The organism is Rhodococcus sp. 05-2255-1e (assembly GCF_002259025.1).
In the GTDB taxonomy this organism is placed as follows: domain Bacteria; phylum Actinomycetota; class Actinomycetes; order Mycobacteriales; family Mycobacteriaceae; genus Rhodococcoides; species Rhodococcoides fascians.
In genome coordinates this window covers 731,292-745,986 of record NZ_NOZE01000009.1, presented here as the reverse complement: position 1 = coordinate 745,986, position 14,695 = coordinate 731,292, and the positions used below count along the sequence as shown (strand labels likewise).

At 64.7% G+C, this 14,695-nt stretch carries 18 protein-coding genes; 6 read left to right on the top strand and 12 right to left on the bottom strand.

Annotation, left to right across the window (positions count from 1 at the left end):
- Positions 1-61: 61 nt before the first annotated feature.
- Positions 62-712 carry a deoxyribose-phosphate aldolase gene (gene deoC, locus CH262_RS06965; RefSeq protein WP_094717269.1) on the bottom strand — a complete coding sequence of 217 codons (651 nt, stop codon included), beginning with the start codon at positions 710-712 and terminating at the stop codon, positions 62-64.
- A 58-nt stretch (positions 713-770) separates the two neighbouring features.
- Between deoC and CH262_RS06960 the strand changes: the two genes are divergently transcribed.
- Positions 771-1,613 carry a class I SAM-dependent methyltransferase gene (locus tag CH262_RS06960; RefSeq protein ID WP_094717268.1) on the top strand — a complete coding sequence of 281 codons (843 nt, stop codon included), beginning with the start codon at positions 771-773 and terminating at the stop codon, positions 1,611-1,613.
- 13 nt (positions 1,614-1,626) lie between these two features.
- Positions 1,627-2,511, top strand: a complete 885-nt coding sequence (purU, locus tag CH262_RS06955) for a formyltetrahydrofolate deformylase (protein ID WP_032365183.1) — start codon at positions 1,627-1,629, stop codon at positions 2,509-2,511.
- A gap of 10 nt (positions 2,512-2,521) precedes the next feature.
- On the opposite strand, the gene CH262_RS06950 is transcribed toward purU, so the two are convergent.
- The 5 genes from CH262_RS06950 to CH262_RS06930 all read right to left on the bottom strand — a co-directional run bounded on the left by CH262_RS06950 (position 2,522) and on the right by CH262_RS06930 (position 6,587).
- Positions 2,522-3,553 (bottom strand): alpha/beta fold hydrolase, encoded by a 1,032-nt coding sequence (locus CH262_RS06950; RefSeq protein ID WP_179274941.1) that lies wholly within the window; start codon positions 3,551-3,553, stop codon positions 2,522-2,524.
- Between the two features lie 73 nt (positions 3,554-3,626).
- The gene (locus CH262_RS06945; RefSeq protein WP_027498392.1) at positions 3,627-3,917 is read right to left on the bottom strand and encodes a DUF2516 family protein; all 291 of its coding nucleotides are present in this window, start codon (positions 3,915-3,917) and stop codon (positions 3,627-3,629) included.
- A 67-nt stretch (positions 3,918-3,984) separates the two neighbouring features.
- Positions 3,985-4,779, bottom strand: coding sequence for a heparin-binding hemagglutinin (locus tag CH262_RS06940; RefSeq protein ID WP_032390624.1), 795 nt, complete (start codon positions 4,777-4,779; stop codon positions 3,985-3,987).
- Positions 4,772-5,239 (bottom strand): helix-turn-helix domain-containing protein, encoded by a 468-nt coding sequence (locus CH262_RS06935; protein ID WP_027498394.1) that lies wholly within the window; start codon positions 5,237-5,239, stop codon positions 4,772-4,774. The genes CH262_RS06940 and CH262_RS06935 overlap by 8 nt, the downstream gene beginning before the upstream one ends.
- A gap of 73 nt (positions 5,240-5,312) precedes the next feature.
- The gene (locus CH262_RS06930) at positions 5,313-6,587 is read right to left on the bottom strand and encodes a DUF445 domain-containing protein (RefSeq protein WP_179274921.1); all 1,275 of its coding nucleotides are present in this window, start codon (positions 6,585-6,587) and stop codon (positions 5,313-5,315) included.
- A gap of 140 nt (positions 6,588-6,727) precedes the next feature.
- Between CH262_RS06930 and CH262_RS06925 the strand changes: the two genes are divergently transcribed.
- Entirely contained in the window at positions 6,728-7,405 is a 678-nt protein-coding gene (locus CH262_RS06925) for a TetR/AcrR family transcriptional regulator (protein WP_228139367.1), read from the top strand.
- Here CH262_RS06925 and CH262_RS27500 read toward each other — a convergent pair.
- Complete coding sequence (locus tag CH262_RS27500) at positions 7,402-7,575, bottom strand: hypothetical protein (RefSeq protein ID WP_167326064.1); 174 nt, start codon at positions 7,573-7,575, stop codon at positions 7,402-7,404. The two genes, CH262_RS06925 and CH262_RS27500, sit on opposite strands and share 4 nt — an antisense overlap.
- Before the next feature lie 72 nt (positions 7,576-7,647).
- Here CH262_RS27500 and CH262_RS06920 point away from each other — a divergent pair, with 72 nt between their 5' ends.
- Together CH262_RS06920 and CH262_RS06915 are read left to right on the top strand one after the other, a co-directional pair.
- Positions 7,648-8,193 (top strand): type 1 glutamine amidotransferase domain-containing protein, encoded by a 546-nt coding sequence (locus CH262_RS06920; protein WP_176457040.1) that lies wholly within the window; start codon positions 7,648-7,650, stop codon positions 8,191-8,193.
- Between the two features lie 16 nt (positions 8,194-8,209).
- Positions 8,210-9,199, top strand: coding sequence for an iron-siderophore ABC transporter substrate-binding protein (locus CH262_RS06915; protein WP_094717266.1), 990 nt, complete (start codon positions 8,210-8,212; stop codon positions 9,197-9,199).
- Between the two features lie 71 nt (positions 9,200-9,270).
- Here CH262_RS06915 and CH262_RS06910 read toward each other — a convergent pair whose 3' ends face one another.
- On the bottom strand, positions 9,271-9,732 hold the full coding sequence (locus tag CH262_RS06910) for a PPOX class F420-dependent oxidoreductase (protein WP_027498399.1): 462 nt from the start codon (positions 9,730-9,732) through the stop codon (positions 9,271-9,273).
- 32 nt (positions 9,733-9,764) lie between these two features.
- Here CH262_RS06910 and CH262_RS06905 point away from each other — a divergent pair, with 32 nt between their 5' ends.
- A complete protein-coding gene (locus CH262_RS06905) occupies positions 9,765-10,622 on the top strand; it encodes a PPK2 family polyphosphate kinase (RefSeq protein WP_032373733.1) in 858 nt (285 codons plus the stop codon).
- Between the two features lie 79 nt (positions 10,623-10,701).
- On the opposite strand, the gene CH262_RS06900 is transcribed toward CH262_RS06905, so the two are convergent.
- From CH262_RS06900 to aceA, 4 genes are all read right to left on the bottom strand, one after another.
- Positions 10,702-11,742 (bottom strand): NAD(P)-dependent alcohol dehydrogenase, encoded by a 1,041-nt coding sequence (locus CH262_RS06900; protein WP_048316316.1) that lies wholly within the window; start codon positions 11,740-11,742, stop codon positions 10,702-10,704.
- 96 nt (positions 11,743-11,838) lie between these two features.
- The gene (locus CH262_RS06895) at positions 11,839-12,120 is read right to left on the bottom strand and encodes a hypothetical protein (RefSeq protein WP_205914000.1); all 282 of its coding nucleotides are present in this window, start codon (positions 12,118-12,120) and stop codon (positions 11,839-11,841) included.
- An 85-nt stretch (positions 12,121-12,205) separates the two neighbouring features.
- The gene (locus tag CH262_RS06890) at positions 12,206-13,081 is read right to left on the bottom strand and encodes a 3-hydroxybutyryl-CoA dehydrogenase (RefSeq protein WP_094717265.1); all 876 of its coding nucleotides are present in this window, start codon (positions 13,079-13,081) and stop codon (positions 12,206-12,208) included.
- Between the two features lie 164 nt (positions 13,082-13,245).
- Positions 13,246-14,535 carry an isocitrate lyase gene (aceA, locus tag CH262_RS06885; protein WP_027498404.1) on the bottom strand — a complete coding sequence of 430 codons (1,290 nt, stop codon included), beginning with the start codon at positions 14,533-14,535 and terminating at the stop codon, positions 13,246-13,248.
- Positions 14,536-14,695 lie beyond the last annotated feature (160 nt).

Below are 14,695 nucleotides of genomic sequence, written 5' to 3'. Positions count from 1 at the left end.
ACCATGTGAGCGGAAACTCGTAGCCCACTACGAGTTTCCGTGCACGTGCGACGCAGTCGCTCTAGTTCAGCCCGTCCAACACCGCACGGGTACCCGATAGCCCCAACCGCGTGGCACCGGCGTCGATCATGGCCAGGGCAGCATCAGTGGTGCGGATGCCGCCGCTGGCTTTGACGCCCAATCGTCCGCCGACGGTCTCGGCCATCAGCCGCACGGCCTCGACGCTCGCGCCGCCTGCGGGATGGAATCCGGTGGATGTCTTGACGAAGTGAGCTCCGGCCTTCTCGGCGGCGCGGCACACTTCGACGATCGCCTTATCGGACAGCGCTGCGGATTCGATGATCACCTTGAGTACGGCGTCGCCGATGCCTTCGCGGACGGTCACGATGTCGGCCAGCACGGCGTTGTAGTCCCCGGCGATGGCCGCGCCGACGTCGATCACCATGTCGACCTCGTCGGCACCCTGCTGCACGGCCAGTCGCGCCTCGGACCCTTTGATCAGCGAATGATGCTTGCCCGACGGAAATCCGGCCACCACAGCGGTGAGCATTCCCTCGGCGCGAATCGGCAGCATCGACGGGGAGACGCACACGGCGAGCACTCCCAGCTCGCGGCCTTCCTCGATGAGGGCCTCCACGTCGGCGGCCGTGGCCTCCGGCTTGAGCAGGGTGTGATCGACCATTCCGGCGAGGGCGGCGCGGGTGAGTGTCATGAACCCAGCTTTTCACAGCACCGCATGTCGCGGCCCTGTCGGTCTACCATTCTCGGCTATGGACGCAGCCTCGCTCGCCGACACGTTCAACGCCACCAGCAGGGAGTTCGACGCGGTGACGCCGCTGGTCTGGGGCCCGGCCGGGCAGTCGCTGACGTTCGCTCTCGGGCTGCGATCCGGCGACGCCGTACTGGACGTGTGTTCCGGCACGGGGGCGTCGGCGCTTCCCGCCGCGGCAGCTGTCGGCCCGGACGGCCTGGTCCATGCCGTCGACCTCGCCGACGACCTGCTGGAGGTGGGCCGGGCGAACGCCACCGAGCGCGCCCTACGCAACATCGACTTCGTCGTCGCCGACGCCACTGCCTGGGAACCGCCGTCTACCGTTCCCGACGCCGGATACGACGCCCTGGCGTGTTCGTACGGCATCTTCTTCCTGCCGGATCCCGAGCGGGACTTCTCGCGTCTGGTGTCGCTGGTCCGGCCTGGTGGCGGCGTCGGGGTGACGGTGTGGCGTCAGGGCGCAATCGAGGCGTTCTCCCGTGCGTACTTCGAGGTGATCGCAGCACATTCACCGTCCACCGAGCAGGAGGGCCGCCTCGCGCAGGAGGGGTACGACAAGCACCCGATCCGGCGGATGGAGACGGCCGATCTGCTCGGTACGTGGCTCGCGGCGGCGGGTACGACGGACGTCCGGGTATCCGAGCTGAGCAATCATGTACCCGCCACCGAGTCGTTCGTGTGGAGCTTCGTGTTGGGCAGTGCTCTGCGCGGTGCCCTCACCCCGTTCGACGATGCAGCCGTCGGGCGGATTCGAGCGGACTTGTTCGCGTCGCTGACCGAGCGCGGCATCGATTCGATCGATCTCGGGACACTGGTGGCAACCGGGTTGCGAGCGCCCTGAGAGAATTGCCCTCATGAGTTCTTCCGTGTCCGAGGATCGCCGCTACGTTCTGTCCCTCGGTTGCCCAGACAAGACGGGCATCGTCGCCCGTATCTCCACGTTCCTCGCCGAGGTCGGCGGCTGGATCGTCGAGGCCGCCTATCACGCCGATCCCGATACCGGTTGGTTCTTCACGCGTCAGGCCGTGCGGGCCTCGTCGGTGAGCATGAGTGTCGAGGATCTGCGTGCCCGCTTCGCCGAGGTGGCTGCCGAGCTCGGCCCGGAAACCGAATGGGCACTGCATGATTCGGGCGCACCCAAGCGAGTCGTGCTGCTGGTGAGCAAGGAAGCGCATTGCTTGCACGATCTCCTGGGCCGCGCGGCCGGCGGGGAGCTACCCGCTCAGATCTCGGCGGTGATCGGCAACCACAGGTCGCTCGAGCCCGTCGCTGCGGCGCACGGAACACCCTTCCATCACGTCGAGTTCGCGAAGGACCCGTCCGAGCGCGGACCGGCCTTCGAGGAAGTTCGGTCGCTCGTCGACTCCTACGACCCGCACGCGGTCGTGTTGGCGCGTTTCATGCAGGTGTTGCCCGAGTCGCTGTGCGAGCACTGGGCCGGTCGCGCCATCAACATCCACCACAGCTTCCTGCCGTCGTTCGTCGGTGCTCGGCCGTACCACCAGGCGTTCGCCCGTGGCGTCAAGCTCATCGGCGCGACGTGCCATTACGTGACGGCCGAGCTCGACGCAGGTCCGATCATCGAGCAGGACGTCATCCGCGTCGACCACTCCGACGAGGTGACCGACATGGTGCGTCAGGGGCGCGACATCGAGAAGCTGGTGCTCTCCCGCGGCCTGCGCTGGCACCTCGAGGATCGCGTCCTGGTGCACGGACGCAAGACCGTGGTGTTCAGCTAGACCGTTAGGGTCACAGGTTCCGCAGGCGAACCACTTCGGCGTTGAAGTCGTCGATCGCTTCCACCGAGCTCATGTGGCCGATTCCGGGGATCACGATCAGTCGGCTCAGGTGATCGTGGTCGTCGAGTGCTCGGGCGAGCTTGCGCGCGTGCACGGGCGGGGTCAGTCGATCCGCAGATCCGACGAGCACGCTGGTGGGCACGGACATGTTCTCGAGCGCCTCGCGGATGTCGAGGTCGCTCAACGCAGCGCCCCAGATACCCCGGGTACGCGGCGCGCACTCGAGCACGATCTTCTCGCAGAACGCCACCTCGGCGGGCGTGGCACCGGGAGCCATCGAGATGTACTTGATGGCTTGGCGGGTCACCGGGGACGGCCGTAGCGGTAGCGCCGAGCTCAGCACAGCGCGTCCCACCGGAGCGGGTACCCGTGGGAAGCGCTGCGGCAACGGGATGACGGTGGTCTCTCGGACGAGGGAATCCGTCGCTGTGCTGGCGAGCAGCACGGCGCTGACCAGGCGGTCGACCTGATCGGGGTAATTTCCGGCCCACGCCATGATCGACATGCCGCCCATACTGTGCCCCACCAGGACGGTCTTGTTGCCCTCGGTGACGGTGGCCGAGAGAACGGCCGACAGGTCGTCGGCCAGTACGTCGGGGCTCAGCGGACGCGTTCCGACGTCGCTGCGCCCGTGTCCGCGCTGGTCGTAGACGATGACGCGGTAGCGACCTGCGAGCGCATTGATCTGCGGAAACCAGTAATCGGCCGAGCAGGTCCAACCATGACTGAACAGGACTGGTTCGGCATCGGGGTCACCGTAGCTCCGCACGTGCAGGTGTGCGCCGTCGTCGGTGACGACTTCGGTGACGGTCGGCTCGGCCGTGGGATGCTGCAGCAACTCGTCCGGCTGCACGTCCGTGGTCTTGGTGAACGAATGCAGTCGACGTCGCCGAACGACGAAGGCCCCGATGCTCGCGGCCGCGGCGATGCCTCCGACTCCGAGCAGCGAACGTTCGATTACCTTGCGTGAAACCACTGATATTCCCCTCTACCTGTGACCCCCGAGCGGGTGCGGTAGAGGTTACGCCCAGCGCCGAACAGGCACCGAAGCCCCTCTACCAGCGCGGTCCGCGCTGAATGCCGTCGATCTTGGGACGCACGTCCACCAGGTACACCGCGATCGCGACGACTCCGATGATCCAGAACATGATGACGATCGGGCCGATCAGCGTCAGCAGCAGCCCGACGGCCAGAATGCCCAGCCAGGCGTTCTTGGTCAGCTTGCCGGTGGCCGGAAAAGCGTCGGCACGTTGGCGTAGCGCGTGGAAGATTGCGTACGCAGCCCCTGCAATCGAGATGATTTGCAGGATCAGGAAGATCGTCTGGGAGAAGCTGCTCGCAATCACGTCGCCCAGTGTACGAGAAACGACCCCTGCACCGTGCGGTGCAGGGGTCGTTTTCTTTACGAGTGCTTTAGCTGGTGGTCTTCTTGGCCGGAGCCTTCTTGGCAGCCGGTGCCGGTGCGGTCTTCTTGGCGGCCGGTGCCGGTGCCGTCTTCTTGGCCGGTGCCGGAGCAGCCTTCTTGATCGGTGCGTCGGCGGTGCCGCGGGTCTTGGATTCGACCTTGCCTGCCACGCCGCTCACCTTGTCGGACGCCTCGACGGCCTTGTCCTTGGCTTCGTCGCCGGCTTCGTCGATGTTCTCGGCGAGCTCGTCGGCGGCCTCGGAGATCTCGTCGGCACCTTCGCGAACCTTGTCCGACGCGATGCCGGCCAGAGCTGCGGCGCGCTCGCCGACTGCGCGGGTCTGCGATGCGACAGTTCCGAGAGCGTGCTCGGTGAGGTCGACGACGTCGTTGGCGGCGGAGTTGGCCCGTTCAAGGCCTTCTTCGACTGCCGGGGTGCGGCGGATGCGCTCGACGGTCTCTTCGCCGCGCTCGGCGAGCGAGGTGTACAGGTCGGACGCGACCTTGAGGTACGCCTCGGCTACCTTGCGAAGCTCGTCCGGGGTGAAGCGCTCGCGGAGCTCGGCGATCTCGTCGGGCAGCTCTGCGGGCAGGTTCGTCAGGCGCTCGCGGAGCGACTCGACGCCCTCGGTGACCTCGTCGGAGAGGTCTGCGATGCGGGCGTTGACCTCGCTGGTCCGGCTCTCGGCGCGCGAGCGCACCTGTGCCACGACATCTGCTACGGCCTGGACGACTGCGTCGCCGGCACCGACAGCTGCGTAGATCGGAGTCTTGACGTTCTCGAAGTTCTTGGAATCAGACATCTGGTGTCTCCTGTTCGTCGGTTTCGGGCTCTTGCGTCGACTCGTTCTCACGACAGAACGAGTCGTAGATCTCGATCAGCACTTGCTTCTGCCGTTCGGTGATGTGCTCATCGCCGAGCAGAGCTTCGCGCACCGGACCGTGGGGACGCGCTTCCAAGATCCCGGCCCGGACGTACAGCACCTCGGAGGAGACGCGCAGACCCTTGGCTATCTGCGCAAGCACTTCTGCGGACGGATTGCGTAGTCCGCGTTCGATCTGGCTCAGATACGGGTTGCTCACTCCGGCCCTGCTCGCGAGCTGCCGCATGGATACTTGTGCGGCTTCTCGCTGGGACCGGATGTAGCTTCCGATGTCCTGGGCTGCAGTCGTGACGACTGCGGCGACAAGGTCTCCGGCCTCGGCGACCACCTGCGTCGCCTCGGTCGCTTTGGCGACCAGATCCCCCTCGTTCTCGGCCATCTCGGCCTCCTGGTTTCGGTGTCCTACTGGACGGTACCGAAGGGTGCTAACTATTGCAAGCACTCTGCTAGCACTAGTGCCCGAAGATCAGATCGGAGACGGTGTAGATCGCCAGGCCTGCGATGGAACCGACGACGGTGCCGTTGATCCGGATGAACTGGAGATCCCGTCCGACCTGCAGTTCGATCTTCCTGCTCGCTTCCTCGGCGTCCCAGCGCGCGACGGTGTCGCCGATGATCGTCGTGATCTCGTCTGCGTAGTTGGCAGCCATGTAACGGGCCCCACCCAGCAGCCAACCGTCGGCTTTTCCGCGCAATTCGTCGTCGTCGCGCAGTCGAATGCCGAAGTTGGCCGTGTTCTCCTTGATCTTGTTGCGCAAAGTACTCGTCGGATCGTCCACCGACTCGGTGATCAGACGCTTTGCCACCTTCCACGTCGACGCGGCGAGCCCGGTGATCTCCTCGCGGCCCATGATCTGTGCCTTGAGCTTCTCGGCCTTCTCGATGGTGGCCGGATCGTTCTGCAGATCGTTGGCGTAGTCGACGAGGAACTTGTTCGCCGCCAGGCGCACCTCGTGTTCGGGATTGGAGCGGATCTTCCACGTGAACTCGACGAGTTCCTTGTAGACCTTCTCCCCCAGCAGCGTGTCGACGAACTTCGGCGACCAGTTGGGCGAGTCCCGGGCGACCACACGATCGATCATTTCCTGGCTGCCCAGTGCCCACTGATGAGCCCGCTCGGCCAGCATGTCGATCAGCGGCAGCTGACGGTTCTCGCGAAGCAGCTCGTCGAGGATGCGGCCGATCGGCGGACCCCATTGCGGATCGGCCAGTCGGCGCACGATGGTGCTGTCGATGACGGCGGTGATGTCCTCGTCGTTGAGCACGTCGACCACGCCGTGCAGCACCGTTGCCGCCTCGGCCGCCACCCGTTCCGCATTGTCGGGTTGGGCGAGCCAGGTGCCGAGCCGCAACGGCACCTGAGCCGACGCGACCTTCTCCGAGACGACCTCGGGCGCGAGGAAGTTGCTACCGACGAACGAGCTCAGGCTGGCACCGAGCTGGTCCTTCTTCTTCTTGATCAGGGCTGTGTGCGGAATCGGAATGCCCAGCGGATGCTTGAACAGGGCCGTCACTGCGAACCAGTCCGCCAGCGCGCCCACCATGCCTGCCTCCGACGCCGCTCGGACGTACCCCACCCATGCCCCGGCCCCGGTGGATTCCTGCCAGCGGCAGAAGAGATAGACGATCGAGGCGAAGACGAGGAATCCCGTCGCGACGGTTTTCATCTTGCGGAGGTCGCGACGCTTGGTCTCGTCGTCGAAGTTCATGAGCTGCACACCCGACATTGTGCCCAGAATCGCAACCGATCAACCGGGCACGGCCCCCTCCTGTGTCGTACCCGACGCATAAGGTGGGTGACGTGGTGAAAAATAGTGCGGCGGCAGCCTCGGAGGACGCCCCCGAGGCGGACGCGGACAAGCCCAAGATCGAGAAGCCGGACGGCCGCAAGCGTCGATGGCGAGAGCACAAGATTGCCCGACGCGAGGAGCTCGTCGACGGTACGTTGGCCGCGATCCGGCTGCGTGGTCGAGAGATCGGGATGGACGAGATCGCGTCGGAGATCGGTATCTCGAAGACGGTGCTCTATCGGTATTTCACCGACAAGAACGATCTGACCAGCGCGACGATGTCCCGGTACGTCGAAACCACCCTCGCGCCGCGCATCTACTCCGCGATCTCCCACGAGCTCGACGAGTACGAGCTGACCCGGGTGGTGGTGACCGCCTACGTCGAGACGGTGGCCACCGATCCCGAGGTGTACCTCTACGTGATGGCCAACAACGCCGGCAACAACCGGGACGTGGTGGCCGAGTCCGAGCGCATGATCGCCGAACTCCTCTCCACCGTGTTGGGTGAGCGGCTGCGCCAACGCGAGATGGATTCGGGCGGCTCGGTGCCGTGGGCGTTCGCCATCGTCGGCGCAGTCCAGTTGGCCACGCACTGGTGGATCTCGAACAAGTCCATGTCCGCCGATGACCTGATCGACTACCTCTGCATGATGATGTGGGGCGGCATCCACGGCGTGGCCATGGCCGACGGCTCACCGGCCAAGTTCAAGTCGCAGCCGCATCCTCTGGTGGACGACGAGCCGGGTAAGTCCTAGCGCTCGTCGTATTCGTCGTCGAGCGGAACTTCGGTGCGTTGTTCGATGACGTCCGTGGCGTCGGCCTCGACGGGGAGATCGCCCGCATCCGGCTCGTCCGGTTCGTCCGCGATCGGCAGATTCTGCTCGACGCGATCCTCGGTCGGAGATTCGATCGGTGATTCGCTCATGTGTCCATTCGTACCACTGCCGCGCACACGGTTCTCGTTTGAAACTCGATCGCGCCGGTAATCCGAACGAGCATGAGCAACGAAACATTGTCCGGACGCCGCATTGCCGTTCTCGCCACCGACGGTGTCGAGCAGGTCGAATTGGTGCAGCCTCGTGAAGCCGTCGAAAATGCTGGTGCCACAGTCACATTGGTGTCGCTCGATCACGGCGACATCCAAGCCATGAACAGCGACGTGAACGCAGGCGACACGTTCAGTGTCGACAAGATCGCGGGCGAGGTATCGGTCGACGACTTCGACGCGTTGATCCTGCCCGGCGGCACCACGAATCCCGATCAACTGCGCGTGGATGCGGACGCAGTGGAATTCGTGCGCGCATTCGTTCAGGCGCGCAAACCGGTCGGAGTCATCTGCCACGGCGCGTGGACGTTGGCCGAAGCAGACGTACTGAAAGGCCGCACGCTGACGTCCTACCCGAGCATTCGGACCGACCTGCGCAACGCCGGTGCGACTGTCGTCGACGAGGAAGTGGTCGTGGACGGCAACCTGGTGTCGAGTCGTAACCCCGACGACCTGCCTGCCTTCTGCGCGAAGATCGTGGAGCACTTCCGCGCTTGATAGGTTAGCGTGCCCTATGCGCATTTCTCGATCTCTGGCCCTGCCTGCGGCAGCCGTGGCCCTCGCTCTGACCCTGACCGCGTGCGGATCCGGTAATTCCGACGGCGGCGACTCGGCCGACTCGGCTGCTGAAGGCACCGTCGTCACCGACATGTTCGGGGAGGTCGAGGTGCCGGCCGACCCCCAGCGAGTAGTTGCACTCGGCTGGTCCGACGCCGAAACCGCACTGGCTCTCGGCGTGCAGCCCGTCGGAGCCAGTGACTGGCTCGGCGTCGGAGGCAACGGCCTCGGCCCCTGGGTCACCGAAAAGTACGACACAGACCCGACGATCCTGGCCACCTACGACATCGACGTCGAATCGGTCGCCGCCTTGGCACCGGACCTGATCCTGTGGACCAGGAGCACCAACGACAAGGCCGTGTACGACCAGCTGTCCGACATCGCCCCCACTGTCGCGGCCCCTCCGGGAACCGACGTCGCCTACGGCACCACATGGGACGGGCAGACCGAGATCGTCGCCGAGGCGCTCGGAAAAGTCGACGAAGGCAAGAAGCTGATCGACGACACCAAGACCCAATTCGCCGAGACCGTCGCTGCCAACCCGGAATTCGCCGGCAAGTCCGTCGCCGTCGGCACGCTGTACAGCGGCCAGAGCGGGGCCTACGTACGCGGCGACACCCGAGTCGACTTCCTCGAAGCACTCGGACTGACGAACGCCCCGGCCATCCAGGACCTCGCCCAACCCGGGAAATTCAGCGTCGACCTCTCCGAGGAGAACATCGCGAACCTCGACGCCGACCTGACGGTCATGTTCCCCATCGGCAGCGGACCCGAGGTCATCACCGAGAACCCGCTCATCCAGGGACTCCCGTCGGCCCGCGACGGACGCCTCGTCGTGCTCGGTGACACCGACCTGTCCAACGCATTCTCGGCCGCGTCGGTCGCGGGAACCCGATACGCACTCGACAACGCAGTGCCACTGTTCGCAGCACCGCTGAAGGGCTAGCTCACACCCGCCCGGGCGGACTTGTCACACTCTTCCCGGGCGGGCTTGTCACACTCTCCCGGGCGGGCTTGTCACACTCTTCCCGGGGGAAATCCACCCGCGGCGATCGGGCCCCAGGTGTCGATCGTGATGCGGATCAACGACTTTCCCTGCTTCACCATCGCTGCGCGGTACTCGTCCCAGTCCGAGTGCTCGCCGGCGATGCTGCGGAAGTACTCCACCAGAGGCTCGACGGCGTCGGGGAGATCGATGATCTCGGCCGTCCCGTCGACCTGGACGTAGTCGCCGTTCCAGTCGTCGCTGTGCACCAACACGGTGACGGCCGGCGTGCGGCGGATGTTGTGCACCTTGGCGCGCTCGGGGTAGGTGGCGATGACGATGCGGCCTTCCGAGTCCACTCCTGCGGACACCGGGGAGACCTGCAGACCGTCGTCGCGCTTACGCGTGATCAGGGTGTGGTGGTGCCGCGGAGATACGAATTCGAGCAGTTGCTCACGCGACACAGTCTCGGCTTTTGCGATGGTAGGGGCCATGAATCCCATGGTAGAGAAGTAGTCTTCCGCCTATGGCCGACAAGTCGAAACTGTGGACGCTCTCTCCCGTCGATGTGCTGCGCGCCAGTGCCTCTCCTCGTGTGGAGGACATCGATTTCACCGCCACTCCGGGGTTCGACGGCGCGAAAGCACACGGCAACGACGTCCTCGAGCAGCGCGGTGCGGTGCTCGCGGCGCTTCAGGAAAAGCTCTATGCCCACGGGCGCGCAGGCGGCACCAAGTCGGTTCTGCTCGTGCTGCAGGGCATGGACACTGCGGGCAAGGGCGGCATGGTCAAGCACGTCATCGGGATGGTCGATCCGCAGGGCGTCGACCTCGCGTCGTTCGGGGTGCCGACCCAGGAGGAGAAGCAACACCACTACCTGTGGCGCATCCGCAAAGCTCTTCCGCGCGCAGGCCGAATCGGGGTGTTCGATCGGTCCCATTACGAGGACGTTCTCGTCGTCGCGGTCCACGACCTCGTGCCACGGCAGGTGTGGGAGAAGCGATTCGACGAGATCAACGCCTTCGAGAAGGAGTTGGTCGACGAGGACACGGTCGTCGTCAAGGTGGCCTTGTTCGTCTCGGCCGACGAACAGAAGAAGCGACTGCAGGAACGGCTGGATCGACCCGAGAAGCACTGGAAGTACAACCCGGGCGACGTCACCGAGCGTGGTTTCCTGCCGCAGTACCGGACGGCGTATCAGCGGGTTCTCGATCGCACGGATACCGACCACGCACCGTGGTACGTCGTCCCGTCCGACCGCAAGTGGTACAGCAGACTGGCCGTCACGGAAATTCTCATCGACGCGCTCGAAAAGCTCGATCTCGATTGGCCCGCAGCCGATTTCGATGTCGAATACGAGAAGCAGCGACTCGCCGAGAGCTGAACCCCCTTCGAAGGCGTGAATGGTCCATCGACCCCCGTCTGGGCAGGTCAATGGACCATTCACGCGTCCAAGGAGACAGTTACAGCGTGGCTGCGTCGATCACGAAGCGGTAGCGCACGTCGGACTTGACGACGCGGTCGTATGCCTCGTTGATCTTCTCGGCCGGAATGACCTCGATCTCGGCACCGATGTGGTGCTCGGCGCAGAAGTCCAGCATTTCCTGGGTCTCGGCGATGCCGCCGACCATCGAGCCCGCGAACGAGCGACGGTTGGTCAACAGGGCGAATGCCGGGATATCGAGGGGCTTCTCGGGAACACCGAGCTCGACGAGGGTGCCGTTGCGGGCCAGCAGTCCCAGGTACTTGCCCATGGGCAGGTTGGCCGAGACGGTGTTGAGGATCAGGTCGAACTTGCCCTGCAGATCCTTGAGCGCGGTGGTGTCCTTGGTGGCGTAGTACTCGTCGGCACCGTAGGCCTTGCCGTCTGCTTCTTTCGCATCCGTCTGGCTCAGCACGGTGACGTGCGCGCCCATGGCGTGAGCGATCTTGACGCCGATGTGTCCGAGGCCGCCCATACCGATGATGGCGACCTTCTTGTCGGGGCCGGCTCCCCAGTGCTTGAGGGGCGAGTACAGCGTGATGCCTGCGCACAGCAGCGGCGCTGCGACGTCGAGTTCGACGCCTTCCGGGATTCCGAGTACGAACTTCTCGGTGACGACGATCTGGGTGGAGTAGCCGCCGTTGGTGAACTCACCCTCGTAGGTGGTGGAGTTGTACGTCTGGACGACGCCCTTGGTGCAGTACTGCTCGTCGCCGTCGAGACATGCCTCGCACTTGCCGCAGGAGTCGACGAAGCAGCCGACGCCCACGCGGTCGCCGACCTTGCGGGTGGTCACCTCGGAGCCGACCTCGGCCACGATGCCGGCGATCTCGTGTCCGGGAACGACGGGGTACGTGGTGCCGCCCCACTCGTTTCGGGCGGTGTGGATGTCGGAGTGGCAGATGCCCGCGAACTTGACGTCGATGAGGATGTCGTGCGGTCCGACTGCGCGTCGCTCGATCGTCGCCTTCTCGAGCGGAGCGTCCGGAGCGGTGGCCTGGTAAGCGGTAGCTGAAGTCATATCTACATTGCTACCTACGCATCTGTGTAAGCGCAACACAGCTACCGCTACGACCAGGCTATTCCTGCTCCGAACGAGTCGTTCGCAACAGTAACGTCAGCTGTTCTTGGCGATATTGACGCCGAGCCATCCAACATACGCTGCCAGACCGACCAGTCCGATCTTGCGGGTCTTGGGGTACGCGATCGCCACGCCGACGGCCAGTTCTGTGGCCCCGTTACGACTGATCCAGGTTCGAGTGTCCTTGGGGAACGGAAGCTTGGTGATTCCCTCGAAGGCCTCCGGCACCACGAAATGGGCCGCGCCTGTTGCGGCCAACCCGATTCCGAATGCCTTGGGCACCAGACCGTTCGACTTCTTGGACTTGCTCACTGACATGCTCCCTGGGATCGATGGATTTGCACCGGCAGACCGACAATAGCGCTCGGCAAGCCGCTGCGCGGCGACCCGCCCGAGACGCCCACTACTTTGCTACGCGGCCGTTCTCGTAGCGGTAGAACCCGGCCCCGGTCTTCTTGCCCGTCTGTCCCGCCTCGACCATGCGCAGCAACAACGGCGGTGCCGCGAACAGCGGCTCGTCGAATTCCGAATACATGGAGTCGGCAATGGACTTGACGGTGTCGAGACCTACGAGATCCGCGAGCGCGAGCGGTCCCATCGGGTGCGCCAAACCCAGAACCGTCGCTTTGTCGACGTCTTCCTTGGTGGCAAATCCCGACTCGACCATGCGGATCGCCGAGAGCAGATACGGAACGAGAAGTGCGTTGACGACGAAGCCCGAGCGATCCGCGGATCGCACCACCTGTTTGCCGAGAACATCTCCCGCGAAGGCTTCGGCGCGGTCGGCCACCGCAGAGGACGTTGTGCTCGTGGTGACCAGCTCGACGAGTGGCAACACCGGTACCGGATTGAAGAAATGAAGTCCGACGACGCGCTGCGGTGCCGTGGTGGCCGACGCGAGCGTCGTGATCGGAATGGACGAGGTGTTGGACGCGAGCACGGCATTCGCGTCGGACACCACCGCGTCGAGTTCTGCGAATATTGCCGACTTGATCTCTTCGTCCTCGAGGACTGCTTCGACGACGAGTTGACGGTCTGCGAAGTCCCCGAGGTCGCAGGTGAACCGCAACCGGGAGGCGGCGTGTTCTCGTTCGCGCTCGGTGATCTTGCCGCTGCTCACTCCGCGGTCCAGTGATTGCAGGATGCGACTGCGGCCGGCCGTCGCCAGTTCGCGAGTCTGTTCGTAGACCGCCACGTCGACGTGCGCGCGGGCGCAGACCTCTGCGATTCCCGCACCCATCTGTCCGGCTCCGACGATCCCCACCCTCTCGACCGTCACAATGACACTCCTTCGAAATACATTGCGCAACAACAGCTCAAAGCGAGATGGGGGTAACTCTGCTGGGGTACGCCCAAAACCTTCGCAAGACAGAACAGGCGGCCCGCAACGAAAGTTGCGGACCGCCTGACGGGTGCGCTGAAGATCCGGGGAGGCGGGCTAGCTCAGTGGAACTGGCCTTCTTCGGTGGAGCCCTTCAGTGCTGCGGTCGACGTGTTGGGGTCGACGGTGGTGGCGATGCGGTCGAAGTAGCCCGCGCCGACCTCACGCTGGTGCTTGATGGCGGTGAAGCCACGCTCTTCTGCAGCCTTGAACTCGCGCTCCTGCAGATCGACGAACGCGGTCATGCCTTCGCGGGCGTAGCCGTGTGCCAGGTCGAACATGCCGTAGTTGAGCGAGTGGAAGCCCGCGAGGGTGATGAACTGGAACTTGAAGCCCATGGCGCCGAGTTCCTTCTGGAACTTCGCGATGGTGGCGTCGTCCAGGTGTGCCTTCCAGTTGAACGAAGGCGAGCAGTTGTAGGCCAGCAGCTGGTCCGGGAATTCGCTGCGAACCGACTCGGAGAACTTCTTGGCGACCTCGAGGTCCGGGACGCCGGTCTCCATCCAGATGAGGTCTGCGTACGGTGCGTAGGCCTTGGCGCGGGCGATGCAGGGCTCGATGCCGTTCTTGACGCCGAAGAAGCCTTCTGCGGTGCGGGTTCCGTCGAGGAACTCGCGGTCACGCTCGTCGACGTCGGAGGTGATCAGCGTGGCTGCCTCGGCGTCGGTGCGGGCGATGATGACCGAGGGGACGTCGGCGACGTCCGAGGCCAGACGGGCGGAGGTCAGGGTGCGGATGTGCTGCTGGGTGGGGATGAGCACCTTGCCACCGAGGTGGCCGCACTTCTTCTCCGACGCGAGCTGGTCTTCCCAGTGCACGCCGGCAGCGCCGGCCACGATCATGGCCTTCTGCAGCTCGTATGCGTTCAGTGCGCCACCGAAGCCTGCTTCGGCGTCGGCCACGATGGGTGCGACCCAGTTCTTGACGGACGTGTCGCCCTCGATCTTGGCGATCTCGTCGGCGCGCAGGAGTGCGTTGTTGATGCGACGGACGACCGACGGAACCGAGTTGGCCGGGTAAAGGCTCTGGTCCGGGTAGGTGTGGCCCGAGAGGTTGGCGTCGCCGGCGACCTGCCAGCCGGAGAGGTAGATCGCCTGGAGGCCGGCGCGAATCTGCTGCACGGCCTGGTTGCCGGTGAGGGCACCGAGCGAGTTGATGTAGTCCTCGTTGTTGACGAGATCCCACAGGATCTCGCTGCCGCGGCGAGCGAGTGTGGCTTCTTCGACCACAGTGCCCTGGAGGTCGGAGACCTGCTGCGCGGTGAAGTTACGGGTGACGCCCTTCCAGCGCGGGTTGGTGTCCCAATCCTGCTGAATCTCGGCGGTGGTCTTCGGGGTGCCGGTGGTCGACATCGGAGCTCCAGTCTCTTCTCTGCTTCTCGGCCTGCCGCGAGACGAATCTTCACATCGTTGCCAGGCCCTTCTGGTGTACTCCAAAACAATGGCACACCCGAAAACAGGCGTCTACCAGTTGTTAGTGCCAATCTTGGCTAGCTTTCCAGAGCCCTTTGCT

What these genes read in the sequence shown, in the direction of transcription:
- CH262_RS06910 (WP_027498399.1), bottom strand. Translation starts at nt 9,732, where the DNA reads ATGGCCCCTACCATCGCAAAAGCCGAGACTGTGTCGCGTGAGCAACTG.
- CH262_RS06895 (WP_205914000.1), bottom strand. Translation starts at nt 12,120, where the DNA reads ATGTCAGTGAGCAAGTCCAAGAAGTCGAACGGTCTGGTGCCCAAGGCA.
- CH262_RS06930 (WP_179274921.1), bottom strand. Translation starts at nt 6,587, where the DNA reads ATGTCGGGTGTGCAGCTCATGAACTTCGACGACGAGACCAAGCGTCGC.
- deoC (WP_094717269.1), bottom strand. Translation starts at nt 712, where the DNA reads ATGACACTCACCCGCGCCGCCCTCGCCGGAATGGTCGATCACACCCTG.
- CH262_RS27500 (WP_167326064.1), bottom strand. Translation starts at nt 7,575, where the DNA reads ATGAGCGAATCACCGATCGAATCTCCGACCGAGGATCGCGTCGAGCAG.
- CH262_RS06905 (WP_032373733.1), top strand. Translation starts at nt 9,765, where the DNA reads ATGGCCGACAAGTCGAAACTGTGGACGCTCTCTCCCGTCGATGTGCTG.
- CH262_RS06920 (WP_176457040.1), top strand. Translation starts at nt 7,648, where the DNA reads ATGAGCAACGAAACATTGTCCGGACGCCGCATTGCCGTTCTCGCCACC.
- CH262_RS06900 (WP_048316316.1), bottom strand. Translation starts at nt 11,742, where the DNA reads ATGACTTCAGCTACCGCTTACCAGGCCACCGCTCCGGACGCTCCGCTC.
- CH262_RS06960 (WP_094717268.1), top strand. Translation starts at nt 771, where the DNA reads ATGGACGCAGCCTCGCTCGCCGACACGTTCAACGCCACCAGCAGGGAG.
- CH262_RS06935 (WP_027498394.1), bottom strand. Translation starts at nt 5,239, where the DNA reads ATGGCCGAGAACGAGGGGGATCTGGTCGCCAAAGCGACCGAGGCGACG.
- CH262_RS06915 (WP_094717266.1), top strand. Translation starts at nt 8,210, where the DNA reads ATGCGCATTTCTCGATCTCTGGCCCTGCCTGCGGCAGCCGTGGCCCTC.
- aceA (WP_027498404.1), bottom strand. Translation starts at nt 14,535, where the DNA reads ATGTCGACCACCGGCACCCCGAAGACCACCGCCGAGATTCAGCAGGAT.
- CH262_RS06940 (WP_032390624.1), bottom strand. Translation starts at nt 4,779, where the DNA reads ATGTCTGATTCCAAGAACTTCGAGAACGTCAAGACTCCGATCTACGCA.
- purU (WP_032365183.1), top strand. Translation starts at nt 1,627, where the DNA reads ATGAGTTCTTCCGTGTCCGAGGATCGCCGCTACGTTCTGTCCCTCGGT.